Annotated in this window: 19 protein-coding genes and 1 pseudogene; 7 read left to right on the top strand and 13 right to left on the bottom strand. The window is 71.5% G+C overall.

Going from position 1 to position 21,906, the window contains the following annotated elements; genetic code table 11:
• Positions 1-74: 74 nt before the first annotated feature.
• From ACZ4VT_RS18220 to ACZ4VT_RS18200, 5 genes are all read right to left on the bottom strand, one after another.
• Entirely contained in the window at positions 75-1,220 is a 1,146-nt protein-coding gene (locus tag ACZ4VT_RS18220) for a GNAT family N-acetyltransferase (RefSeq protein ID WP_467950775.1), read from the bottom strand.
• Complete coding sequence (locus tag ACZ4VT_RS18215) at positions 1,217-2,668, bottom strand: MFS transporter (RefSeq protein WP_467950772.1); 1,452 nt, start codon at positions 2,666-2,668, stop codon at positions 1,217-1,219. The genes ACZ4VT_RS18220 and ACZ4VT_RS18215 overlap by 4 nt, the downstream gene beginning before the upstream one ends.
• Complete coding sequence (locus ACZ4VT_RS18210; RefSeq protein ID WP_467950770.1) at positions 2,665-3,933, bottom strand: phenylacetate--CoA ligase family protein; 1,269 nt, start codon at positions 3,931-3,933, stop codon at positions 2,665-2,667. Before ACZ4VT_RS18210 ends, ACZ4VT_RS18215 begins: the two co-directional genes overlap by 4 nt.
• A 332-nt stretch (positions 3,934-4,265) precedes the next feature.
• Positions 4,266-4,859 carry an NAD(P)H-dependent oxidoreductase gene (locus tag ACZ4VT_RS18205; protein WP_467950768.1) on the bottom strand — a complete coding sequence of 198 codons (594 nt, stop codon included), beginning with the start codon at positions 4,857-4,859 and terminating at the stop codon, positions 4,266-4,268.
• A gap of 88 nt (positions 4,860-4,947) precedes the next feature.
• Positions 4,948-5,460, bottom strand: coding sequence for a putative immunity protein (locus tag ACZ4VT_RS18200; RefSeq protein WP_467950765.1), 513 nt, complete (start codon positions 5,458-5,460; stop codon positions 4,948-4,950).
• A gap of 167 nt (positions 5,461-5,627) precedes the next feature.
• Here ACZ4VT_RS18200 and ACZ4VT_RS18195 point away from each other — a divergent pair, with 167 nt between their 5' ends.
• Positions 5,628-6,038, top strand: coding sequence for a RidA family protein (locus ACZ4VT_RS18195; protein WP_467950763.1), 411 nt, complete (start codon positions 5,628-5,630; stop codon positions 6,036-6,038).
• A gap of 309 nt (positions 6,039-6,347) precedes the next feature.
• Positions 6,348-6,848, top strand: coding sequence for an SRPBCC family protein (locus ACZ4VT_RS18190; protein WP_467950761.1), 501 nt, complete (start codon positions 6,348-6,350; stop codon positions 6,846-6,848).
• A 54-nt stretch (positions 6,849-6,902) separates the two neighbouring features.
• On the opposite strand, the gene ACZ4VT_RS18185 is transcribed toward ACZ4VT_RS18190, so the two are convergent.
• Both ACZ4VT_RS18185 and abc-f read right to left on the bottom strand, forming a co-directional pair.
• Complete coding sequence (locus ACZ4VT_RS18185; protein WP_467950759.1) at positions 6,903-7,451, bottom strand: VWA domain-containing protein; 549 nt, start codon at positions 7,449-7,451, stop codon at positions 6,903-6,905.
• Between the two features lie 174 nt (positions 7,452-7,625).
• Positions 7,626-9,281: a ribosomal protection-like ABC-F family protein gene (gene abc-f / locus ACZ4VT_RS18180; RefSeq protein ID WP_467950757.1), complete on the bottom strand. Its 1,656-nt coding sequence runs from the start codon at positions 9,279-9,281 to the stop codon at positions 7,626-7,628.
• 321 nt (positions 9,282-9,602) lie between these two features.
• Between abc-f and ACZ4VT_RS18175 the strand changes: the two genes are divergently transcribed.
• Complete coding sequence (locus ACZ4VT_RS18175; protein ID WP_467950756.1) at positions 9,603-10,334, top strand: SDR family NAD(P)-dependent oxidoreductase; 732 nt, start codon at positions 9,603-9,605, stop codon at positions 10,332-10,334.
• 356 nt (positions 10,335-10,690) lie between these two features.
• Here ACZ4VT_RS18175 and ACZ4VT_RS18170 read toward each other — a convergent pair whose 3' ends face one another.
• A complete protein-coding gene (locus ACZ4VT_RS18170) occupies positions 10,691-11,638 on the bottom strand; it encodes an NmrA/HSCARG family protein (protein WP_467950754.1) in 948 nt (315 codons plus the stop codon).
• Positions 11,639-12,401: 763 nt separating this feature from the next.
• Positions 12,402-13,418, bottom strand: a complete 1,017-nt coding sequence (locus ACZ4VT_RS18165; protein ID WP_467950752.1) for a helix-turn-helix transcriptional regulator — start codon at positions 13,416-13,418, stop codon at positions 12,402-12,404.
• Between the two features lie 94 nt (positions 13,419-13,512).
• On the opposite strand from ACZ4VT_RS18165, the gene ACZ4VT_RS18160 reads away from it, so the two are divergent.
• Together ACZ4VT_RS18160 and ACZ4VT_RS18155 are read left to right on the top strand one after the other, a co-directional pair.
• The gene (locus tag ACZ4VT_RS18160) at positions 13,513-14,751 is read left to right on the top strand and encodes an FAD-dependent oxidoreductase (RefSeq protein WP_467950750.1); all 1,239 of its coding nucleotides are present in this window, start codon (positions 13,513-13,515) and stop codon (positions 14,749-14,751) included.
• A 123-nt stretch (positions 14,752-14,874) separates the two neighbouring features.
• Positions 14,875-15,099, top strand: a pseudogene (locus ACZ4VT_RS18155) (LysE family translocator); the annotation flags it as partial.
• A 211-nt stretch (positions 15,100-15,310) separates the two neighbouring features.
• On the opposite strand, the gene ACZ4VT_RS18150 reads toward ACZ4VT_RS18155, so the two are convergent.
• From ACZ4VT_RS18150 to ACZ4VT_RS18140, 3 genes are all read right to left on the bottom strand, one after another.
• Positions 15,311-15,463 carry a hypothetical protein gene (locus ACZ4VT_RS18150; RefSeq protein WP_467950748.1) on the bottom strand — a complete coding sequence of 51 codons (153 nt, stop codon included), beginning with the start codon at positions 15,461-15,463 and terminating at the stop codon, positions 15,311-15,313.
• A 57-nt stretch (positions 15,464-15,520) separates the two neighbouring features.
• A complete protein-coding gene (locus ACZ4VT_RS18145) occupies positions 15,521-17,152 on the bottom strand; it encodes an NlpC/P60 family protein (RefSeq protein WP_467950746.1) in 1,632 nt (543 codons plus the stop codon).
• A 543-nt stretch (positions 17,153-17,695) separates the two neighbouring features.
• A complete protein-coding gene (locus ACZ4VT_RS18140; RefSeq protein WP_467950744.1) occupies positions 17,696-18,394 on the bottom strand; it encodes a TetR/AcrR family transcriptional regulator C-terminal domain-containing protein in 699 nt (232 codons plus the stop codon).
• A gap of 140 nt (positions 18,395-18,534) precedes the next feature.
• On the opposite strand from ACZ4VT_RS18140, the gene ACZ4VT_RS18135 reads away from it, so the two are divergent.
• On the top strand, positions 18,535-19,290 hold the full coding sequence (locus tag ACZ4VT_RS18135; RefSeq protein ID WP_467950742.1) for a DUF4386 domain-containing protein: 756 nt from the start codon (positions 18,535-18,537) through the stop codon (positions 19,288-19,290).
• 6 nt (positions 19,291-19,296) lie between these two features.
• Here ACZ4VT_RS18135 and ACZ4VT_RS18130 read toward each other — a convergent pair whose 3' ends face one another.
• The gene (locus ACZ4VT_RS18130) at positions 19,297-20,388 is read right to left on the bottom strand and encodes a polyprenyl synthetase family protein (RefSeq protein WP_467950740.1); all 1,092 of its coding nucleotides are present in this window, start codon (positions 20,386-20,388) and stop codon (positions 19,297-19,299) included.
• Between the two features lie 969 nt (positions 20,389-21,357).
• On the opposite strand from ACZ4VT_RS18130, the gene ACZ4VT_RS18125 reads away from it, so the two are divergent.
• Entirely contained in the window at positions 21,358-21,768 is a 411-nt protein-coding gene (locus ACZ4VT_RS18125) for a VOC family protein (RefSeq protein ID WP_467950739.1), read from the top strand.
• Positions 21,769-21,906 lie beyond the last annotated feature (138 nt).

Genomic DNA, 21,906 nt, shown 5'->3' with positions numbered 1-21,906 from the left:
GTGCGTGGCGTCCACGGGATTCACGGGATTCACCGGATTCACGTGGTTTACGGGATTTACGGGATTCGTGGGCTTCATGAGGCGACCTCGGGTGATGTGGGCAGATGGGTCGACGCCCAGGCCGACGTGTAGCAGTCCAGATAGGGCTGGAGGGGCGGTTCGACGGCGACTCCGCGGAAGTCGATCCGCTCGCTGGAGCGGGACAGGACGGCGTAGTCGTGGAAGCCGTCGCCGTCCGCGCGCATCGCCGGGTAGAGGGCCCCGGCGACGAACCCCTGGGCGAGGAAGGCGGAGAGGGCCTCCTGATGTGCGAGCGGCACCAGGGCCTCGACGTAGCCGGCGCCCGCCCGGGCCAGGGCCCGGGTGACGGGTTCGAGGTACGCGGCCGCCGCGGCCGGGTCGGGGTGGGCGGTCAGCAGGGAGGCGTACCCGCCGGCGCGGTTGAGGTAGGCGTACACCTCGAACCGGCCGTCTTCCGGGGTGAGCAGCACGTTCGGGGTGTGCAGCGGGTAGAACCAGCCCTCGGCGCAGGGGAACCGCTCGCGGAAACGGCGGCGTACGAAGGCCGGTGCCTCGATCATCTCCAGCCGTTCGGCGGCACCGTGCGGCGCGGGCGCCGCGAGCGGGCCGGAGGCGGCCCGGACCCCGGGGTAGCGGATGCCGAGGGCGGCCTCGGCGGTGCGCAGCAACGGCAGCAGGGGGGCGGGCACTTCGGTGACGGGGTTCCGGCGGTCCAGCACACCCGTGGAGTGACGCGCGTAGAGCGCCAAGCTTTCGCGGCTGCGGAGATCCACCGCGTTGGGCAGGATGCCCAGCGGGCGGAAGCCGTTGCGGGCGACGACGCGCTGTGGGCCGGAACTGACGGTGCGTACGGTCGCGTACACCGAGTCCAGCCGCCCCGTGTCCAGCATGCCGGCGCACAGCGCCTCGGTCAGGGTGGCGGCCAGGCCCGCCGAGCGGTGCTCGGGGTGGACGGCGATGCCCTCCAGGCGGCCGATGCGGCTGCCGGGCTCACCGTGGATGGCGGCGGACGCGGTCAGGGCCCCGGTGCCGGCGCAGCGGCCGACGAGCCAGAGGGAGTACGGGTCTTCGATGAGCCGGGCCATCTCGGCCGGGTCGGTGCCGAGGGCCACGGGGTAGTGCGGCCCGTAGACGGCGTAGTAGAGCTGGCGCAGTTCGGCGATGTCCGCGCACGTGGCCGGGGTGATGACGGGGTTCACCGGGTGCCCCCCACGGGTTCCGTGCCGCGGCCCGCGTCGGCGTCGGCGTCGGTGTCGGTGTCCGTTTCCGTGTCCGTGTCCGTGTCCGCGTCTGCCTCCGCCGAGGGCGGTTCGGGCGTACGGGACCCGAGCAGGGCCAGCGCGAAGGCGGCGGGAACCAGGCCGGCTCCCTGCACCAGGCACAGGGTCTGGGGCGAGAGGAGGTCCCCGGCGGAGCCGAACACCAGCGATGCCACCGGCAGGGAGGCGCCCAGTACGGCCTGCATCACGGCGAAGAAGCCGGGCTTGTCCGCCGTCGGCACCAGCCGCTGGAAGAGGGCCACGAAGCGGACGCTGACCGCCCCGGCACACCAGCCGGCCACGGCCAGGCAGCCCGCGATGACCAGGCGGTGCGCGACCAGCCCGGGCACCGCCAGCGATAGGGCCATCAGGCCGAGACAGTAGGCGCCGGCGACCGTGGGCCGCCCCGGCACGCGGGTCCCGGTGAAGGCGCCGATGAGCGCGCCGGCGCCGAGGGACGCCTCCAGCAGTGCCACGGTGCCGCCACCGCCCTGGAGCACCGAGCGGGTGTAGAGGGGGATGACGACGAACACGGCGGTGGTGAAGAGGTTCGCCGCGGTGAAGCAGACCAGGATCCGCCGTACGTAGGGCAGTTCGCCCAGGATCCGGCGGAGCGCGCGCCGCTGGGGCACGTCCGCCGGGGCAGAGTCGGTCGCATCGCCCACGGCGGCTTCGGCGGGTTCCGTGCGGCGGAAGCGGGCGCTCGTGATGAGCAGGGCGGCCCCGGCGTAGGCGACCGCGCAGCCCACGGCCAGTCCGGCCACGCCGGCCCGGTCGACGGTCAGGGCGCCGAGCAGGGCTCCGCCGAGGCCGGCCAGGGACTGGGTGGACAGCTCGAAGCCGGTGGCCGTCTCGATGTCGGCGTCGTCGACGAGTTCGGGGACCGAGGTGGTCAGGCAGGGGTCGAAGAAGGCCTGGCAGGTGGCCAGGGCGAGCGCGGCGGCGTACACGGCGCTGAGCGGCAGCCCGCCGCCGTACGCCCACAGCGCGAGGACGCCCGCGGCGGCCCCGGCCAGGGCCGCGGCGGTCCGCAGGACCGAACGGTGGGCGAACCGGCCGACCGCCGCGGCCACGACGGGCGCCAGCGCCACGGCGGGCAGCGTGCAGGCTGCCATGAACAGCCCGGAGGCCAGACCGCGGGCGTCCTGCACGGCGTAGGCGACGATCCACCAGGACACGCCGACCTGGAACATGCGGACGGCGGCCTGCGTGAGGACCTGGCCGAGCCAGACGGCGCCGAAGGCGCGGTTGCGCAGGATCAGCGGCGCGCGCCGGCTACCGGCCGCGACCTCGCGGGCGGCCTCCCCGGTCAGGGGTCCGGCGGTCACCGGTGCGGCGGTCACGGGTCCGGCGGTCGCGGGTGAGGGGGTCGCGCGTGTGGCGGTCATGCGGTCGGCCTCTCGTCGAGGACCCGGACGAGCTTGCCCGAGCGCGGGTTGACGGCGAGGTCGCGGTGGCGCGCCCACTCCACGGAGAGCGGGTGCACGAACCCGGCGCGCACACTGTCCGGATACAGCGGCCGTACGGTCTCCAGCTCCGTGACGACGGCCCCGGCCAGCTCCTCCCGGCCGTGGTCGGGGTCACCGGGGGCCGTCGCCAGGCGCAGCACGAGCCCGTCGCGTCCGTCCCAGCGGCGTACGACGAGCTGCGTGCCGACCACCCGCCCCGCCGTGTCGGCCGCGGTCACGGCGTCCTGGGCGTCCTGGGTGTAGAGGGAGACGGGGCCGACCCGTACGCCCTCCTCGGCGCGGCCGAGGATCCGGAAGTGCCCGGGGCCGGTGCCGGTCCACTCGGCACGGTCGCCGGCGGGGTAGCGGATGATCGGCATCAGGCGGCGGAAGAGGCTGGTCACGACGACGCGGCCGGGCCGTCCCGGTTCGGTGATGGGCTCATCGGTGGAGTCGTCGAGGATCTCGACGACCGAGTACGGGGTGAAGGCCCGGTGCACCCGGGCATCGGCACCGGGTACGGGGCGGCCGAGGAGGCCGGCGTCGACGCTCGCGTATCCGACGGAACGGGCCTCGGCGCGGGGGAACGCGGTGGCCAGCAGGCGCCGCTGGTCGTCGAAGAGCGCCTCGCCGCCGAAGAGCAGCAGCTCGACGGAGTCGAGCCGGGCACCGGACGAGACGACCTGTTCGGCGAGCCGGCACAGGGTGGTGGGGGTGCCGGTCACCACCTGGGCGGCGAGATCGCGCAGCGTGGGGATCGTCGTCTCCAGCGGAGCGCCGCCGCCGATGGGCAGGCGGACGTTGTCCACGGGCGCGTGGGCGAGCGAGTCGAGGACGAAGAGGAAACTGGCGTACAGCTCCCCGGCGTAGAAGAGGTCGGCGACCCGGTGTCCCGGGCGCAGACCCGTGTCCACCAGTCCCTGGCCGAAGGAGGTGACGAAGGTGCGCCACTCGTCGCGGGTGTAGACGGAGAACTTGGGAGAACCGGTGGTGCCGCCGGTCTTGTAGACCGTGGCCTCGCTGAGCGGGCCGGTCAACACGCGGCTGTCCTGGAGGGCGTTGGCCGCCCAGAACTCCTCCTGGTCGACCACCGGCAGGTCGGTGAGGCGGTCGGCGTGCGGCGGCTGGGACGCGTATAGGTCCCGGTAGAAGGGAGAGTTGTGACGGGCGAAACGTATGAGGTCCGAGAGTTGCTGGGCGGACATGGGCCTTTGCCTTGGTGACGGAAATGGGACGGGAGCCCCGGCGGCGCACGGCGACAACGCGAACTCGCCTGCGGCTTCGACCGGTGTGAACGGGGGACCCCCCGGTGCCCCCGGCTCCTCGACGCACGCCAAGAGCTGACGTGCTGTCACAATGATGAAACATCAGTGCCCTTGTCACCAAATTGGCCGAGGAATTCCGGCCAGCGTGGCTGCATCCGCGAATATCTTCACCTCCGCCTCCTGTCCGTCAGGAGGCAGAGGCGCACGTCCGCGCACGTCGGCGCGCGTCGGCGGGTACCCGCGAACACCCGCGGCGCCCCCTCCGTCATGGTTCAGGTCAACAGTGCGGTGGCCTGCCGGCGGGCCTCGGCGAGCCACGCCGCGCGTTCCTCGTCGGCCGAGTCGGTGACGGTACGGAAGACGACCCGACGCACGTCGGCGACTCCCACGTACGGCAGGACGCATGCCGACCAGATGCGGTGCAGCGGGTCGCCGAACTCGGACTCCTCGCGATCGGCAGGAGTGTCGGAGGTGTTCAGGACGAGCGCCCTGCCGGCCTTCAGGAGCCCCGCGGGCTCCCCGTCCGCGGTGCCCAGCTTGTAGGCGACGCCGGGTACGCATACGCGCTGCACCCAGCCGGCCAGGACGGCCGGTGGCATCCCCCACCAGTTCGGGTGGACGAAGACCAGGGCATCGAGCGTCCCCACCTCGGCCCGGTGGAGCGCCACTTGCGCGTCGTGGGCCTGCGCCGCGGACGGGACCGTCTCCGTCTCCTCGGCAGCGAGGGACGGTGCGAATCCCTCGGCGCACAGATCGTGCGCCACCACCGGGCACCCGCGCCCGCGCAGCTCCTCCACCACCGCGTGGAACAGCGCGTGATTGAAGCTTCCCGGCCGCGGATGTGCGAGATACACCCCTACGCGCATGGCTCTTCCCCCAGTCGACACAAGCCGCCCTCGCGGCCGATCGTCATTATCCGCGGGCCACCGCTCACAGGGGGGCGCGCCTGGCCGGTCAGTGACGCAGCGCCGAGTCCAAGTGATGGCGCAGCACGGCCAGTCGGCTGCGGCCGGGTGCGCAGGCCGGCATCAGCCGCAGCAGCCCGCGGACCTCCGGCGACGCGTGCCCGATCGCCCACCGGAGCTCCTCGTCGCCGACGGCCGTGTCATCGCCCGCCGAGAGTTCCCGAGCGAGGGCGGCGTAAAGGGCGGGCCCGTGAATGTGCTTCGCCTGGTGGGGCGTGGCCAACGCGTGGATGTACGGGGCCGCTGCCGCGTAACACGCGGCGCGAGCGGCGGCCGCCGCGGCCGGATCGTCGACGTCGACGGCGGCCTTGTGGCCGGCCCAGGAAGCGGCGCGCAAGCGTGCCGTCCGCTTCCCTGTGTGCGTAAAGACCCGGAGGACCTCGATGGCCTCACGGGGGCGGGTGTCACCGGGAGCCCTCGCCTCGAACAGCGGCAGCACCCGCTCGGCGCAGTCCGCGGCCCAGAGCCCGAGCAGCCGGCGGTCTTCTTCACTGATCGTCACCTGGTCCACCCACCCATCCTGCCGGTCCCGCCGCCCCACGTCGCCCCTCACCGCGCCACACCGCCCGCTCCGGCCGAAAACAGCAGCCCTGTACAAAGACCGTGACCCGAACACCCGACATCGAAATTGCGGTGCGTGCCGGCATCACGCTGGGCAGACTCGCGGACATGACTGAGAAGATCACCCGCATCAACCCCGAGCAACTGCATGAGACGCCCGGCTACCACCACATCACGGTGGTAGAGGCAGGGCGTACGGCCTACCTGGCGGGACAGTGCCCGCTTGATCGGAACGGTGACCTCGTCGGTGCCGGTTCCCTCGAGACGCAGGTCGACCAGGTGGTCGCGAACGCGCTCACTGCCCTGGCCGCGGCGAGTGCCCAGCCTCAACACGTAGTGCGGTCAGTCATCTACGTGCGGAGCGACGAGAGGGACATGCTCGGAGCCGCATGGCGTCGTCTCACCGAGTCTTCCCTGGGTCCGGCGTTCACCACCGCCAGCACGCTCTTGGGCGTTGCCCAGCTGGGCTTTCCCGGACAGCTCGTCGAGGTGGATCTCACCGTGGCACTGCCTGACTGACTTCGAACGACGTATCGAACTGGGCAGCCCAGCTGGGCATTCGCCGGACGCTGGAGCGGCCTTCGTCTGATCATGTGCTCCGACCAAGTGCACGGGACCACGACGAAGGTCGTGAGGGTGAGTCTCCTGCCTGATGCTGCTGCAAGGGAAACGTTCGCGGAAGCGTCACGCTTCCGGGACGAGTTGTACGCGTGTCTGACCGTGCGGGGCGATGAGCTGTTCCCTTTACTTTACGGACACAGAATGCGGTGCCCCTCAGTCGAGGAGCGCGACGAGTAGTACAAAAGCACGTTGTCCCAAAGGGAAAGAATGATGCGCGCCATGAAATACACCGTCTCCATCGAGATCGCCCTGCCGCGGGAGAAGGTGGTCCAGTTGCTCGCCGACCCGGCACACCTGCCGAAATGGCTGCGGGGCCTGGTGCTGCACGAGCCGCTGAACGGGGAGCACGGGCAGCTCGGCACCAAGTCGCGGGTCGTGATGCAGATGGGTCAGCGGAAGATCGAGTGCACCGAGACCATCACACGCCGGGAACCGGCAGACCTGCGCGAGATCCCGAAAACGAGCGTCGTTCACTTCGACCGCGAGATCGTCGGCGAGGGCATGTGGAGCGCCGTGCGCGACCGACTGACCGAAGCCGGATCGGAAACGACGCTCTGGGAGAGCGAGAACGAATACCGGTTCAGCGGGCTTCTGATGAAGCTGGTGGGACTTCTGATGCCCGGCGCCTTCCGCAAGCAGTCGCGACAGCACATGCAGGACTTCAAGGCGTTCGCAGAGCAGGGAAAGGACGTCCGCGAGGCGGACTGATCTGCCGTAACTGGTCAGGCGTCTGACGGCGTGGTGTGTTGGTCTTCCCTTCGTTCAGAGATGACCGTTGCCGAAGGCGGCGAGGCCGACGCTGCGGCGCGCGAAACGCTCCGCAGCCATCGGAAACGCTGCCCCGCCCCAGTCAACCTGGGTGTGTAGCTGACCGATGCGGCCGCGGTAGTTGTCCAGCCGGACCTCTTCCAGGAACGGTTCATTTCCGCTGGAGAAGATCGCGGGCACCGTGCCGTCGTCATCGAGGTTGACGGAGAGGGCCAGGACGCGCTCGGCGAAGGCCCGTACGGCGAAGGACTCGTAGAGCTCTTCCATATGCCAGTCGTGATCCAGGATGAGGTAGACGGCAGCACGCAGTCCGGTGATTTCTCGATCGGCGAGTGCTTGGCCTGCCTGTCGCGCTGGGGCCAGCAACTCGGGGGCCTCGGTACCGCGTCGGTACAGTTCCGCCAAGATCACGACTGTTTCGCCCGAAGTGAACTCCGGCGCGGTGAATGAGAACGCCGGGGACGGCCTCTGGGTGATCGTCAGCTGAGGAGCCCGGGTGAAGACTGCGCCGGGCGACAGCGGATCAGCGCTCGCGACGACCACGACACGGTGTATGTCGGCCGGTAGGCAAGAAAGCTCTGCGGTGACCGCCGCGTCCGCGACCGATACAGCGCCCTGGACCGGATGGTTGTAGAAGACCACCCCACCGACGCCGAGCGGGAGGGCTGGGGCGGAGCGCCGCCCGGCCCGTCCCGGGGCGGGCTCGGGGCGGGCGGGTCAGGGCCTCCGTCGGCCGGCGCGCAGTTCCAGGCGCTCTCCCGGGAAGCGCCGGCGGAAGTCGCGGTCGTGCGAGACCGCGACCACCGCTCCCGGGTACGCCGCGAGCGCCGCCTCCAGGTCCTCGACCAGGTCGAGCGCGATGTGGTTCGTCGGCTCGTCGAGTACGAGGAGGTCCGCGGGCCGGGTCACCAGGGTGGCGATCTGCAGCCGCCGTTGCTGTCCCGCCGACAGCGCCGCGACCGGGACGTCCAGGTCCTCCTCGCGGAACAGCCCCAGCGCCAAAAGCCGTTCGGTGTACTCCTCCGGCAGCCCGGGCCGCCCGGCCGCGAAAGCCGCGAGCAGCGGGAGCCGGGTGGAGCGTGCGGGCAGTTCCTGCGGCAGGTACCCGATGCGGGCGGGCCGGCGTACCGCTCCGGTGTCCGGTTCGAGGTCGCCGGCCATGACGCGCAGCAGCGTCGTCTTGCCGGCCCCGTTCTCGCCGGTGACCAGCAGCCGTTGTCCTGGTGCGATGGCCAGCAGGCCGTCGAGCCGCAGCCGTTCTCCGACCGTCACCCCGTCGAGTCGGGCGAGCGGCGCGCCGGTGTGTCGCCCGGCGCCGGTCGCCTGGGGCGCCGCCGTGAACCGCAGGGGCTCGGGAGGTGCCGCGACGGGGTTGCCCCGCAGGTGGGCGAGGCGCTCCCGGACCGCCCGTACCTGCCCGCCGAGCTTCGCCTCGTGCGAGCGGCGGTGCTTGCCGAAGCCCTGCCGGGGGTCCTTGCCCGTGCCGGCCAACCGTTTCCCTGCGGCCGCGAGCAGTTCCTCGGTGCGGGCGAGTTCCTGGAGCCAGTCCGCGTACTCCTGTTCCGCGCGGCGGCGGGCGGCGGCTTTGGCGGCGCGGTAGCCCGGCCAGCCGTCGCCGTGGCGGTGCACCGTGCGCGCACCGCGGTCGACCTCCAGGATCGTGGTGGCGATGCGCTCCAGGAAGCCGCGGTCGTGGGTCACCGCGACGACGGTGCCCCGATGCGCGCGCAGGTACTCCTCGAGCCAGCGCACGGCCGCCGCGTCGAGGTGGTTCGTCGGCTCGTCGAGGAGGAGCAGCTCGGGGGCGGCGGCCAGCACACAGGCGAGGGCGAGCCGTGACTGCTCGCCTCCGGAGAGCGAGCCGAGGTGGCGGTCGCGGTCGCGGGCGATCCCGGCGATCCCGAGGCCGTGCAGGGCGGCGTCGACGCGAGCCTCCGCCTCGTATCCGCCGCGTTCCTCGTACGCGATCAGCAGCTCGCCGTAGGCGTCGAGTTCGTCCTGCGGTGCCCCGGCGAGACGCTGCTCCGCCGTACGCAGCCGGCGTTCCATGTCGCGCAGTTCGGCGAAGGCCAGATCGACGGCGTCCTGCACGGTGTGGTCCGGGTCGAGGTCGAGGGTCTGGGCGAGGTGGCCGGTACCGCCGGGGAAGCTGACGGTGATCTGTCCGGCGTCCGGTCCCTCGGCCCCGGCGAGCAGCCGCAGCACAGTGGACTTCCCGGAGCCGTTCTCACCGATGACGGCGGCCTTCTCGCCCGGCCGGACGGTGAAGGAGACCTGGTCGAGGACGGTCCGGGTGCCGTAGGTCTTCGTGACGTCCTTGACGGACAGCTGCGCGACGGCAGCGGGCACGGCGGTATGGGCGCGTTCGCGCATGTGACTTTCCCTGGAGGGGTGAAGGGTCTACGGGCAGCAGACGCGGCGGTGTGTGCCGTGCCCGGACTCAGCGGAAGGAGAAGAAAGCCATACGCCCACCATAGCAAGACGATGCGTATCGTCTCAATGGAATTGAGCTTCACGAAGCCTCCGGCCGTCGTCGCGTGTGAGGGCGGTCGCCGAGGTGTCGAGCCCCGACATGACGCGGATCGGTCGCGCGGGGCTCAATGGAGACAAGGCCCGGCCGGAAGAGGGCGCGGCTGATGGGCCGGCCTGCGAGCTGGATGTAGCTGCGGGAACGTCGACGAAGGAGGGAATGTCGTGCTGCTGGAGAACAAGACCGCCATCATCTACGGCGGTGCCGGAGCGATCGGCTCCGCGGTCGCCCGGGTCTTCGCCGGCGAAGGCGCCACGGTCCACTTGGTCGGGCGCACCCACGCGCCTCTGGCGGAGCTGGCCGACACCATCGCCGCGTCCGGGGGTCGCGTCGAGGTCGCCACGCTCGACGCGACCGACCGCGCCGCGGTCGAACAACACGCCAGCTCCGTCGCCCGGCACTCCGGGGGAATCGACATCGCCTTCAACGCCACCTCCAACGACGACCTGCAAGGCGCCCCGCTGGTCGGCATGGCCGACGAGGACGTGCTGCGCCCCGTCATCAAGGCAGTCACCACCCACTTGACTCTGGCCACCGCCGTCGCCCGCCACATGATCTCCCGCCGCACCGGGGTGATCCTGGCCATGGGCGGCGGCCGAGAAGCCATCCCTGGCCTCGGCGGCTCCCACATCGCCTGGTCGGCCCTCTCCGGTCTGTGCCGCCAGCTCGCCGGCGAACTCGGCCCGCACGGCATCCGGGTGGCCTGGCTGCTCTCTCCCGGCTCGCCAGATCCGTCCAGCCGGCCCGAGGACGACCCCGAGGCGACCGTGACGCTGCTCCACCGCCGGCCCCGTCTCGAAGACGTCGCCTACGCAGCGGCCTTCCTTGCCTCCGACCGCGCGCCGACCATGACCGCCACAGAGGTCAATGTCACCGGCGGCGCCGTCGTCGACTGAACGCATGCGCAGGCCCTCGCGGGGGACCAGCCCGTGTACGAGGCGGACGTCGACCTGTCCGGGCCCATCGCGGACTACGACGCGCACCTGCCGGTGATCCGGGACGCGGCCGTCCAGCGCCCTGCCGACCTCACCGGGCTCCTCGCCGAACTCGTCGTCCTCCTCGACGGCCTGGCCGCCGAGGAGCCGCTGGTCGCGTTGAAGGCTCTGGCCGATCTGCGGTACGGCATCGCCCAGGTGGGCCAGGACGCGGCGGGTGAGCTCGCCGCCCAGGACGTCCCGATCGGGGGTGGCGACCGCGCGCGGCACCAGGGAGGCGGCCCGCACCTACCTCAACAGCTTCCTCCACCCCTGAGTCAGCTCCAGTCGAACCTGTCCCGGTGTCCGGCCAGCCACGTCGCGAAATCCTGGAGGGCCGGGTTGAGGGCGCGGACGGCGTCCAGGTCGCGGGCGCCGGTGAAACGGGTCTCGCAGTCGGCGTAGAACTGGAACATGTTGCCGACCTCGTCGGCGCCGGGGAATCCGAGGTCGCGGTAGGCGTCCGGGGTCAGCGGCCGGTAGCGCACGGGCCGACCGAGCGACTCGGCGAGCGCGGCGGCCATGTCGGCGACGGGCAGGTGTTCGCCCGCGATGCTGACGGTCGCGGCGATGAGATCGGTGCCGCGCTTGAAGACGGCGGCCGCGGTCTTGCCGATGTCCTCCACCCCGATGCCTGACAGCCGGTGCTCGCCCATGGGGAAGATCAGCTCGTACGCGCCGTCCTCGGCGCGCTGCGGGGCGAACACGCCGAACAGGTTCTCCCAGTAGAAGGTGGTGCGCAGGAAGGTGGTCGGTACCCCGGCGTCCATGAAGCAGTGGTCGGCCTCCGCCTTGCCGTCGAAGTGCGGGACCTTGTACGAGCCCTGCAGCGTGGGCATCCGGTCGTCGTCGAGCGGGATACAGTCGCGGGTGTCCTCAAGGGTGGACCAGATGGCGTGCTGGACCCCCGCGTGCCCGGCCGCCTGGGCCAGTGCCGCCGCCTGGGCCTTCTCGTGCGCGGCGTCCATGTCCTCCCAGAAGTTGGTCACCAGGTAGGCCCCGTACGCCCCTTCGAAGGCCGGAGCCAGGCTCGCCTCGTCGTCCATGTCGGCCCGGACCACCTCGGCCCCGAGCCGCTCCAGCTCCCGGGCCCGGTCCGAGCCCGGATCGCGTGTGACCGCGCGCACGGAGAAGCCACTGTCCGGGTCCTCGAGGAGCGCCCGTGCGACCGACCCGCCCTGCTGCCCGGTAGCGCCGAACACCGTCACGGTCCGCTTCTCGGCCATCGCCGCCACCCACTCCCGCACCCTGCGCCTCGCACCCGCTCGCTCGGGCACATTTCGCTACGGAACCTACGGCGATGGGCGCAGCCGGACCGGCAGGTACACGCCGACCCCGCCCGTATGGACGTACGCAGGGCATGGATCACCCAGCAGAAAAGACCGCCGCGACCGACTCGACGCCAGGCAGTTCGCAGCGCTGGCCCTGCCGTCTCGCGCGGGCTCTGTCCCGGTCGAACAGTGGCGGCCACGGGATCACGAGCCGACCAACCGGAGACCCGGCCGGGTGAGCTCCAGCCCGCACCGGCCGCGTGCCACGGCACCTTGGCCGGGTACGCGTGAGAGTGCACGGGCTCGAACCCGTTCCTTGACCCGAGCGTGCGCCGTCCCGCCCGGCGCCTGCGGAGTCGTTCCCGTTCCAGGGCGCCGCAGCACTCGGCGCTCTGGAGTGCCGTTCCTTCGGTGAATCGGGCCTCCCGCCCGGGTGATGCCGCCTCCCGCCCTCTCCCGCGCGTTCCGGCCCGTACGGCTACAACCCCGCCCCATCGTTCGGCGTGCTGTTCACCCCACCGAGCCGGACGGCGCCCTGCTGCCGCAGACCCGGCGCGGATCGCTGGACCAGGACCGCTTTCCAGCCCTCGTCGCCGCGGCGGACAAGCTGCCCGACGGCCTGGTCCCGGACCGGGCACTCGTCGCACGGGACAACAAGGCAGGCGGGCTGTCCTTCGAGGGGTTGCAGCGCCGCACCGCCGCCCGCGGCCGCCGCAGCTCATCCATGAGAAGGACCGAGGTTCTCGGCGTCGGCAATAGCGGCCCATCGGCGTGTGAGACGGCGGCATGCGTGGACGAGTTCGGGTGGGTGGAGGTCGGTGAGTTCGGTGTCGAAGGTGGCGAGGATGCCGGCGATGCCGGCCCAGGACCAGGCGCCGAGAGTGAGCCGGCAGTACTCGGTATCGAGGTGTTCCACGACGGAGCCGCCTGGTGCCCAGCGGGCCACGATGTGAGCGGGCAGGTTGAGCCGGGCGGTGCCGGTGCATTGCCAGACGGCGGGGGTGTCGCCGCGGTCGTGCGTGCTCATCACGAAGTGGGCGAGGTCGGGGTGGGGAAGCGCGCGGGCGGCGAAGCACTGTGTGGTGGGGCGGGGGTGCAGTCGATCGACGCGGCGCACTCGCCATTCGTTGTCGGTGAGGTCGTAGGCGACCAGATACCACCGGGCGGCCCAGACGACCAGGTGGTGTGGCTCGATGCGGTGGGCGGGCAGGTAGTCGGGGTCACTGGGTTCGGGGCGTGTGCCGTCGGGCCGCAGAGTCTCGGTGACGAGGAGGTGGCGGTGGCGCACCGCGGCTCCGACGGCGGTGAGGGCGGCCGGGTCGATGGGGGGCGCGGGGAACTCCCAATAGTTCTGCAGTCGAGTCAGGCGCAGCGATTCCATGGATGCCCGCAGCGCGGTGGGCATGACCTGGTGCAGAGCCGCCAGTGCCCGCGCCGCGTCGTCCCCGAGGCCGAACACCGTGCTTGGCGCGGTCTGCAGGGCCACCGCGACCGCGAGGGCCTGGTCGTGGTCGAACAGCAACGGCGGCAGGGTTCGCCCGGCTCCGAGCCGGTAGCCGCCGTCGGGGCCGTGAACGGTAGCGATCGGGTAGTCGAGCGCGCGCAAAGTCTCGATGTCGCGGCGGACAGTGCGTTCGCTGGTCCCGAGCCGGGTGGCGAGCTCGCGCAGCGACCACTTCCGTCCTGATCCGAGCAGAGACAACAGCCGCAACGCCCGGTGTGAGGTGTTCGCCATCGTCCCATCATGACCGGTTGTGGCCACTCGGTGTCCACTACCGGTGTCAGGGTGGGTTCTGTTCGGTGAGCAGCGGCGGAAAGGACGGTCGGGTATGCGGGTGGTCGTGGTGGGTGGCGGGATCGGCGGGCTCGCATTGGGTGCGGGGCTGCGTCGCCGGGGGTTTGAGGTGGCGGTATTCGACCGCGACACCGATGTGGCGGCGACGGGCGGCTACCACATCACCCTGGACGAGCGGGCGCAGTCGGCGCTGAAGGATCTGGTGGAACCGGAGATCACGCAGCGGCTGTTGGCATCGGGGTCGGCGCTGCGACTGCGCGAGCGCGACGCGTTCTGGGATCGCCGCGGCCGGCTGCTGGGCCACGGGCCGGACCTCGGCGACAGTGCAAGTATCGACGTCGATCGGATCACCCTGCGGATGCTGCTGGCCGAAGCCGTCGGAGATGGCCTGCACTTGGGATGCAACGTGTCCGGCGTCGGCCACGATGACCACGGCGCGCCCCGAGTGCTGTTCACCGACGGGGCGCCGGTCTCAGCGGATCTGGTGGTGGGCGCGGACGGCACCCACTCGGTAGTCGCCCGCCACCTGGCGGGAGGCCCGACCAACAGCCCGGCGGGCATCATCGGGTTCTCCGGCCGCACCCTCCGGCGAGACCTCGGCCCCGGCGAGCATCGGCGACTTGGGCCACGATCGGGGCTGGCGATCGGCCCGCGCGGAGGAGCGCTCTACGTCGGCTTCCTTGACCCTGTCGGCAACACCGCGCTCGACGCTCCCGAGTTGCGGATGTCGGTCACCACCGGACCCACCTACATCTGGGGCGCCATGTTCCCCGACTCCACCAGCACCGAATCCCTGCGCGACCTGCGTGGCGGCGAACTGCAGGCCGCGCTGCTCGGCCGCTTCCGCGAGCGGGGCTGGGCCGAGCACACACTCGAGGTCATCGCCCAAGCCGACCCGCACAGCGTGGCCGGGTTCCGCTTCAACGCCGCTTCCACCCGCGCGGTGGATCTCGCGCCCTGGCCTGCGGGTCGTATCACCGCGCTGGGCGACGCTGTCCACGCCACACCGCCCACCGCCGGAATGGGAGCGGGCGCGGCCATCCGCGACGCCGCCAGCCTGCTCACGCACATCAGTGCCGCCGCCGACGGCACCGCCACCCTCACCGACGCCGTGCACCATTTCGAGGCCGGCATGCGCCGGCGCGGCAGCGAAGTCCTCACCCTGGCCATGAAGACCGTCCGGTGGATCCTGGCCACCGACACCACACTCGGCGCCGCAGCCACCGTCGTGAGCACCCCGATTCTGGCCGCAGCCGCCCGGCTACGTCACTGACGAGCCGCGCGACACCCATGCCCCGCACTCAGCACAAGGGGTCGCACACGCGCGCGGGCCGCTAGCCGGTGGGTCCAAGGGGACGTCGCCGTCGAGCAGGTCGATCACCTCGTCCTCGGTGAGCTGCTCGGCGCCGCCTGCCTCCTCTTCCTCGGAATCCGTTCCCTCGCCGGATCCGGCCCGCCCGGCAACTCCGCCCAGGCCGTGGCCAGGAGGCTCTGGAGCGGCTACCGCGAAGGGATCCTCGTCAATGTCCTCAACCCGAAGGTCGTGCTCTTCTTCCGGGCGTTCCTGCCGCAGTGGGTGAGCCGGGATGCCGGCGGCGCACAGGCCTGTACGGAACTGCTGACGCTCGCCGCGATCACCTCACCGTCGCGCTGGCCGTGGACCTGGGGTACGCGGCCACCGCCGGCGCACTCGCGAGAAGGCTGCGCGGCCGCGCGACGCCGGGCCGGGGCAGGGTCCGGACCACGGGTTTCACCGGCGGCGGCCCGCTCCCGCTCCACCACGCCCCCTGCCGCCGTTGCCCGGCCGGGGGGCGGGAGCTCGGTGAGGGCGGTCAGGCTGCGTCAGGCTTGCGCAGCATACGGACCAGCTGCTCCAGGTGCCGCCTGCGCCGGCCGGCGGGCAGCCTCAGAGCGACGGCGAACTCCTCGCCGCCGAGGCGGCCGACGGTGGCGAGGAGTTCGCCGTCGAGGTGCTGAGCCGGCACCGAACGTGGTGAGGGCAGCGTCCCCGGCTTGTCCGGCGCCGGCTGGCACGCGAGGGATCAGATGCGGTGAACCGTGTGGAGCTTCTTCGCGTAGGTGCCGGTGCCGTCGAGAAGTGAGGCGCCTCCCAGGTCGGCCATGGTGGGGCCGTTGCCGGTTTTGCGGCTGGAGAGGAAGCGGCGCTTGCCGGTGGTGTCCAGCCCGAGGTAGATGCCCACGTGGTCGACGGTGACCGTCATCGTGTCGTCGCCGGAGTCGGCGTTGAACAGGAGCAGGTCTCCGGGCTGGAGCCGTTGTGCGGCGGGCGGGTTCGTGCCGTCCGTCTGGTCGATCCGCGTGCCGGGGGCGTAGTCCACCATATGGCGGGACTTGCGGGGGATGCGGGTCTTGGAGGTGTCCTCGCCGGCGGCCATAGGCACGCCCATGTGATAGCCGTAGACCATGCGTGTATAGCCCGAGCAGTCAAGGTTGCCGACCTGCTTACTCGAAGGCCCCATGTGGGTGCCGTCGGGGAAGGTCCAGCCGAGGTTCATGTACTCGTGGAAGTCCGCGCCCTCGTAGCGGTAGCCCTGCGGATCCAGGTAGCCGTAGCCGGCCTCGCCCATGACCTGCTTGCCCGTTGCGGGGGTGGCGGCGGTGGTGACCGCGGGCGCTCCCGCGAGGAACGTGGCCGCGTGGGCCAGAACGTCGGGGGTCGGGGAACCGGCCCAGCCGCGGATGATCTGTTCCAGGGCAGGGGTCCAGATCCCGTCGAAGGGCGCGGGGAGAACGCGTACCCAGGTGTCGTGGGTGACAGCCGCCGGTTGCTGCCAGATCGCGGCGTCGACCTGGAAGCGGCTTACCACCAGCTTGACGGGCAGGTTCGTGCAGTCCTGGTTGGCCAGTGCCCTCAGACCCACCCGCCCCTTGGGGAAGGTGGTGTCCGTGACGTCCGCGGCCCAGCCGGTGGGCTCGGCGGTGTCCGTGCGCCAGGACTTGACCTGGATGCGGGCGCCCTCGCGGCGCACGCGGATCGTCCAGTTCATGCCCGCCGGAACCGCGGTGGCGAGGGTGGTGGCAGTGGTCAACTGGGTGACCGTGTCCACCACTTCCTTCTCGACGCGCAGTTCGACCGTACCCGAGGTCAGGAAGGACAGCCTGGCCCGGTAGTGGTTGTGCGTGTCCTGGTAGCCGAAGGACAGCGCGTACGAGCAGGCCTGGCCGGTCGGTACTTTGTCGAACCTCGCGACCGCGCGGACGTCGACGTCGGTGATCTCATCGTCCCGGAGGGTGGCGTGGCGGCTCGCGTAGTCGGTGGTGAGCGCGATGGTGGCGCTGCCGGGCACCACCGAGTAGTCGGTGTCGACGGGCCCCACGGTGGACCAGCTGCCGCCGGCGGGGGACGTCCCCCAGTACTTTCGATCCAGGACCGGGAGCGTCTGGTCAGGGAGGGTGCGCTGGAAGTCGTCCGCGAAGGACTGCTTGTTCTCGCTGAAGGTGCGCTGCGGGCCCGTCAGGAGGACTGTGCGCGCGCCCTTGGTCAGGATGGCCACGCGCTGGGACCCGGCGGTGACCTCCAGACGCTCCGGTGTTCCCGGCAGCACGCTCGTGGTGAAGGAGGCGAGGGAGACCTGCGTGAAGTAGGCGGGGTCCAGTGCGCCGATCGTGACGGAGGACCGGGGCGAGGTGAGCGACACGGGACCTGCGGCCACGGCCGAGAGGGATGCCGCGCGGGAGGGAGCGGTCGGAACCGAGGCTCTGGGCGAGGCCGCGGCGCTCAAGGTGCCGAGTGGAACGGAAGCGGCCGCGGTGGCGAAGACGGCAAGGACATTGCGTCGGGGAGTATGTGGCATGCGGTAATGATCCACGGGGTCTATTCTCAGCCGTCGTTGCTGCCTGGCGCCTTGTCCGTCCGGCCGTAAGAGCGGCGGGCGGGGCGGGGGAGCCGCCCCGGCCGGGGGGCAGGTGCAGGTGGCCGAACGGGGTCAGACGGATCGGCGCAATGGAGCCTCCTGCTCAGTGGTGGAAGGGGGCATGGGCCGGCCTCCTTCGGCGTGCCAGTCGGTCGGATCAGAAGTCGAGGTCGAGCCGATCGTGATGGTGGTATGGCGGTCGCCGCGGTCACGGTGGGGGGCGTGGACGGTGCGGCGGTGCGCGGCAAGGCGGCCGCACCGACTGGTCAAGAGGCAGTATTCGCACTCTGCGCTGGTGTTGTCGGCGACGACGAACAAGGTGGTCTCGACAGCTGAAGGGCCTTAGGGAGCGGACTTCCAGCCCTGCTCGTGGAGCCGTTCGAATCCGTCGAGGAGGAGGTCCAGCGCGAACTCGAACTCGAACGCGTCGTCGCAGCCCGCGCCGATGACGGACCCCCGGTCGTGGGCCACCGACCGGGCCAGTTCGGTGACGTGGGGGTAGCGCCGGGCCATCTCCTCGTACGCGGCCGCCTGCACCCGCTCGTCCTGCGGTGCGGTGCTCGCCGGGTCGTCGAACAGCTCCTCGGTGAAGCCCAGCACCCGGCTGCCGAGGGCGTGCATCACGTGATGGGTGAGGTCGAGCGAGAAGCCGCCGGCCCGGAACATCGCGATCACGGAGTCCAGGTACGCGAGTACGGCCGGGGTGGGGCCGGTCCGCGAACGGATCACCTGGGCAGCCCAGGTGTGCGCGAGGAGGGCGCCGCGCGCGCCGAGGATCCGCCCGCGGACCGCGCTCTTCCAGTCGGATCCGGGGACCTGACCCCCGATCCCGGCGACGACGACCTCCACCATGCCGTCCAGCAACTCCTCCTTGTTGGCCACGTGCTTGTAGAGCGCCATCGGTACGACACCCAGCTCCTGGGCGAGCCTGCGCATGCTCAGCGCCTCGATGCCGGAGCCGTCGGCGAAGGCGACGGCGGCGCCCAGCACCCGGTCCCGGCTCAGGGGGGTCCGGCGTGGTTCCAGCGGCTGCTCGGGCATGTGGGCTACTCCCTCGATCCGTTCCCGGGGCGGTGGCGCGGGTGGGCGTCCCGCCTTGACGAGTGTACGGCGTACACCTAGGGTGAGGGCCAGCCACGAGGTGTACGCCGTACACCTTTCGAGGAGGGGGTCTGTTCCGCATGAGCTCAACCAGGAGAACCGCGGTCGTCGCGGGTGTGCTGTTCCTCGTCACCGAGGTCGCCGCGATCGCCGGCCTCGCGCTCTACCGGCCTGTCCTGCACGACGCCGCGTACGTCGTCGGTCCCGGCGCCGACACCCGCGTGTTCCTGGGGGCGTTGTGCGAGTTCGTACTCGCCCTGGCGGTCACGGGCACCGGGGCCGTGCTGTACCCGGTCCTGCGGAAGCGGAACGAGGGGGCCGCCGTCGGCTACGTCTGCGGCCGCCTGCTGGAGGCCGCCGTCATCGTCGTCGGCATCATCGCCGTGCTGTCGGTCGTGACCCTCAGGAGGCAGGCCGAGAGCGCGGCGGGCGCCGACGAGGCTTCCCTGATCACGGCCGGCAGGGCGCTGGTGGCCTTCCACGACTGGACGTTCCTGTTCGGGCCGAACTTCGTACTGGGGGCCAACACCCTGGTGCTGGCCACCCTGATGTACACCGCGCGGCTCGTGCCGCGGCCCATCGCGGTCCTCGGACTGGTCGGCGGGGCGATGATCTGCGCCTCGGCGACCGCGGTGCTGTTCGGGATCTACGAGCAGGTCTCGGTGCCGGGGTCGCTGGCCGCGCTGCCCGTGTTCGCCTGGGAGGTGACGCTGGCCGTCCGGCTGCTCCGCAAGGGCTTCGACGAAGGTGCCGACGAAGGCGCCAACGAACGTGCCAACGAAGGCGCTGGCGTCGGCGTCGGCGTCGGCGCCAACGAAGGCGTCGGCGCCGGGTGACCGTGCTCAGGCCATCCGGTGCACGTTCCACAGCGGCAGGCTCCGGAAGAACTCCACCGCCTCCGTACGCCAGTACGGCTCCCAGGACGCGGCCTCCGCGGAGGCCTCCTGCGCGTACCGCCGGATCTCCGCCTTGAGCCGCCGGTCCACGCCGGCGCCGCGGGCGATCTCCGCGATCCGGCCGAGGGTGTCGTCCGAGCAGTCGGGATCGCCGAGCGCGGCCTCGACGAGGGCCGCCTCGGGCCCGGTCACGGCGGCCAGGAGCGCGCGGACCGCGTAGGTGCGGCGGCCCGAGCGGATGTCGGCCCCGGTGGACTTCGCCTCGTCCGCCGGGTCGTCGCCCAAGGGACCGAAGAGGTCGAGGAAGTCGTCGCGCATCTGCTCGCCGATGCCCACCAGCCTGGCGTACCGGTGCAGTCGGGCACGGTGCGGCGCCGGGTCCTCGCCCGCGGCCAGCAGGCCCATCGTCAGCGGCGCGAGGATCGAGTAGCGCGCACTCTTGAAGTCGGTGACGGTGTGCAGGAACTCCTCGTCGGGCAGCGCGTGCGAGTCCCGCTCCAGGTCGGCGAGCTGCCCGGCCACCGTCTCCGCCGCCGTACGGGTGTGCACGGTGAGCAGTGCCTGGCGCAGCTCGACAGGAGCCTCGGCCTCCAGCAGGACCTGGGTGGACAGGAACGCGGCGAGGTCCCCGGCGAGTATCGCGAGGCCGAGGGCGGTGGCGTCGTGGTCGGGGAACTCCCGGCGGTAGGCGTAGTAGGTCGAGGGGCCGCCGCGGCGCAGGGGCGCGTCATCGATGATGTCGTCGTGGACGAGCCCGTGCGTCTGGAGCAGTTCGATGCTCAGCGCCGCCTCCGCGAGCCCCGGCACGTCGTCGATGGTGACCAGCCGGGCCGCCTCGTACATGAGGACGACGCGCAGCCGCTTGCCGCCGCGCATCGAGAACTCCCGCAGCAGCTCCAGGCACCGGGGAACGTACCGGCTCGGCACCGGGACGTCGAAGCGCCCCGCGAGGCCGTCGAAGTACTGCTCGAACCGGGAGTCGAAACGCGTCCGGTGCAGGGCGGCGCGTTCGAGGGCGGAGGTGACGTTGGCATGCATGAAGATCAGTATCCCCGCGACCCCGGGCGGCCGAGCACCGCCAGGATGCGGCGCGCGTACCCCCCGGGGCGTTCGGAAGCTGCCTGATGGACCGTACGCTGCGCCGATTCATGCCGGATCCGGAAACCTCTACCGGCTCGCGGAACGGCGGTCGCTGGTCGTCGACTCGCTGCTCGTGCTGGGCACGTCGGCGCCGGGCCGTTGCTCGGGCAGGAGCAGCCGCCGGGCCGGCGGTCCATGGACGCGCCGGGGGCGGTCCTGACGGCTCTCGTGGGCCCGGTCCTGCCGGCCCGCCGCATCGCGCCCGTCGAGGTGTTCGCGAGCTGTTTGGCGGCGCAGGCGCGGACCGCGTCGGCGGCCGCAGGCTCCAGCTGCTGACCCCCTATGGCCGGGAGGGCCGCCGGACCCCGCTCGGGGTGAACCGGGCCCCGGCAAGGGGTGGGGCGACGGCGAACAGGCGGTCCTGGTCGGGCTCCTGACGGGGTATCCAGGCCAGGTGCCGTGTGCGAGCATCCCGTGGATCCGTATGCCGGTGCTGTCGATCCGCGTATTGGTGCCCAGTCCGAAGACGAGGAAGAAGAGAACGAGAGTCACCAAGGGGATGGTCAGTCCGACCTGGAACCCGAATGTAGGGGTGTCGTCGAGCCACAGCATCAGCCTGCCCGCCGCGGTGCAGCTCGTTCACGATCCCGACCCCCGCCGCGGTGAGCAGGATCAGGAGGAGCGGCCCCCACGCCCAGCACCAGCCAGGTCAGCCCTCCGAGCGTCAGCATGAGCCCGTACGCGATCTTCTTTCTCTCCACAGTCCCCCCGCCCTCGCAACTCTGCAGCGGCGCGCGCAGTGCAACACGGATGGTGATCAAGGGACCCGGACCGCTGCGCGGTGCCGGAGCGCGTGAACGTCCGGGCGTGTCCATCGATCAGGAATCGAGAAGCGCCGTTCACGGCGCTGCCTCTAGCCTGCTCACCATGGACATCACCATTCACACGACCGCTCTTCCGCACGACGACCCGGACGCGTCGCTCGCCTTCTACCGCGACGTCCTCGGCTTCGAGGTCCGCGGCGATGTCGGGCAGGGCAGGATGCGCTGGATCACGGTCGGCCCGGCCGGTCAGCCGGGCACATCGATCCTTCTGGCGCCGCCTGCCGCCGATCCCGGCATCACCGAGGACGAGCGCCGCACGATCACCGAGATGATGGCCAAGGGCACCTACGGCTGGATCCTGCTGGCCACCCCGGACCTCACCGCCACGTTCGAGAAGGTGCAGGCCGGTGATACCGAGGTCGTCCAGGAGCCGACCGAGCAGCCGTACGGCGTCCGCGACTGCGCGTTCCGCGACCCCGCGGGCAACCTGATACGCATTCAGGAGCTGCGCTGACCTGTGCGGTATCGATGCGGCTGCGCGGGCCGACATCGCGACGGTAGCTGACGTGCCTGCCCTGCCGCCCGCCGGCCCGGGTCGCGTCCGGGTCCTCATGGAACCGGTTGTGAACCCGGACTCCGTCCCGCTGCTGTC

The organism is Streptomyces sp. NPDC029164, from assembly GCF_055563995.1.
The sequence above is the reverse complement of the archived record's forward strand: the minus strand, read 5'-3'. Positions and strand labels throughout refer to the sequence as shown.

What these genes read in the sequence shown, in the direction of transcription:
- ACZ4VT_RS18215 (WP_467950772.1), bottom strand. Translation starts at nt 2,668, where the DNA reads ATGACCGCCACACGCGCGACCCCCTCACCCGCGACCGCCGGACCCGTG.
- ACZ4VT_RS18210 (WP_467950770.1), bottom strand. Translation starts at nt 3,933, where the DNA reads ATGTCCGCCCAGCAACTCTCGGACCTCATACGTTTCGCCCGTCACAAC.
- ACZ4VT_RS18205 (WP_467950768.1), bottom strand. Translation starts at nt 4,859, where the DNA reads ATGCGCGTAGGGGTGTATCTCGCACATCCGCGGCCGGGAAGCTTCAAT.
- ACZ4VT_RS18195 (WP_467950763.1), top strand. Translation starts at nt 5,628, where the DNA reads ATGACTGAGAAGATCACCCGCATCAACCCCGAGCAACTGCATGAGACG.
- ACZ4VT_RS18190 (WP_467950761.1), top strand. Translation starts at nt 6,348, where the DNA reads ATGATGCGCGCCATGAAATACACCGTCTCCATCGAGATCGCCCTGCCG.
- abc-f (WP_467950757.1), bottom strand. Translation starts at nt 9,281, where the DNA reads ATGCGCGAACGCGCCCATACCGCCGTGCCCGCTGCCGTCGCGCAGCTG.
- ACZ4VT_RS18170 (WP_467950754.1), bottom strand. Translation starts at nt 11,638, where the DNA reads ATGGCCGAGAAGCGGACCGTGACGGTGTTCGGCGCTACCGGGCAGCAG.
- ACZ4VT_RS18165 (WP_467950752.1), bottom strand. Translation starts at nt 13,418, where the DNA reads ATGGCGAACACCTCACACCGGGCGTTGCGGCTGTTGTCTCTGCTCGGA.
- ACZ4VT_RS18160 (WP_467950750.1), top strand. Translation starts at nt 13,513, where the DNA reads ATGCGGGTGGTCGTGGTGGGTGGCGGGATCGGCGGGCTCGCATTGGGT.
- ACZ4VT_RS18140 (WP_467950744.1), bottom strand. Translation starts at nt 18,394, where the DNA reads ATGCCCGAGCAGCCGCTGGAACCACGCCGGACCCCCCTGAGCCGGGAC.
- ACZ4VT_RS18135 (WP_467950742.1), top strand. Translation starts at nt 18,535, where the DNA reads ATGAGCTCAACCAGGAGAACCGCGGTCGTCGCGGGTGTGCTGTTCCTC.
- ACZ4VT_RS18130 (WP_467950740.1), bottom strand. Translation starts at nt 20,388, where the DNA reads ATGCATGCCAACGTCACCTCCGCCCTCGAACGCGCCGCCCTGCACCGG.
- ACZ4VT_RS18125 (WP_467950739.1), top strand. Translation starts at nt 21,358, where the DNA reads ATGGACATCACCATTCACACGACCGCTCTTCCGCACGACGACCCGGAC.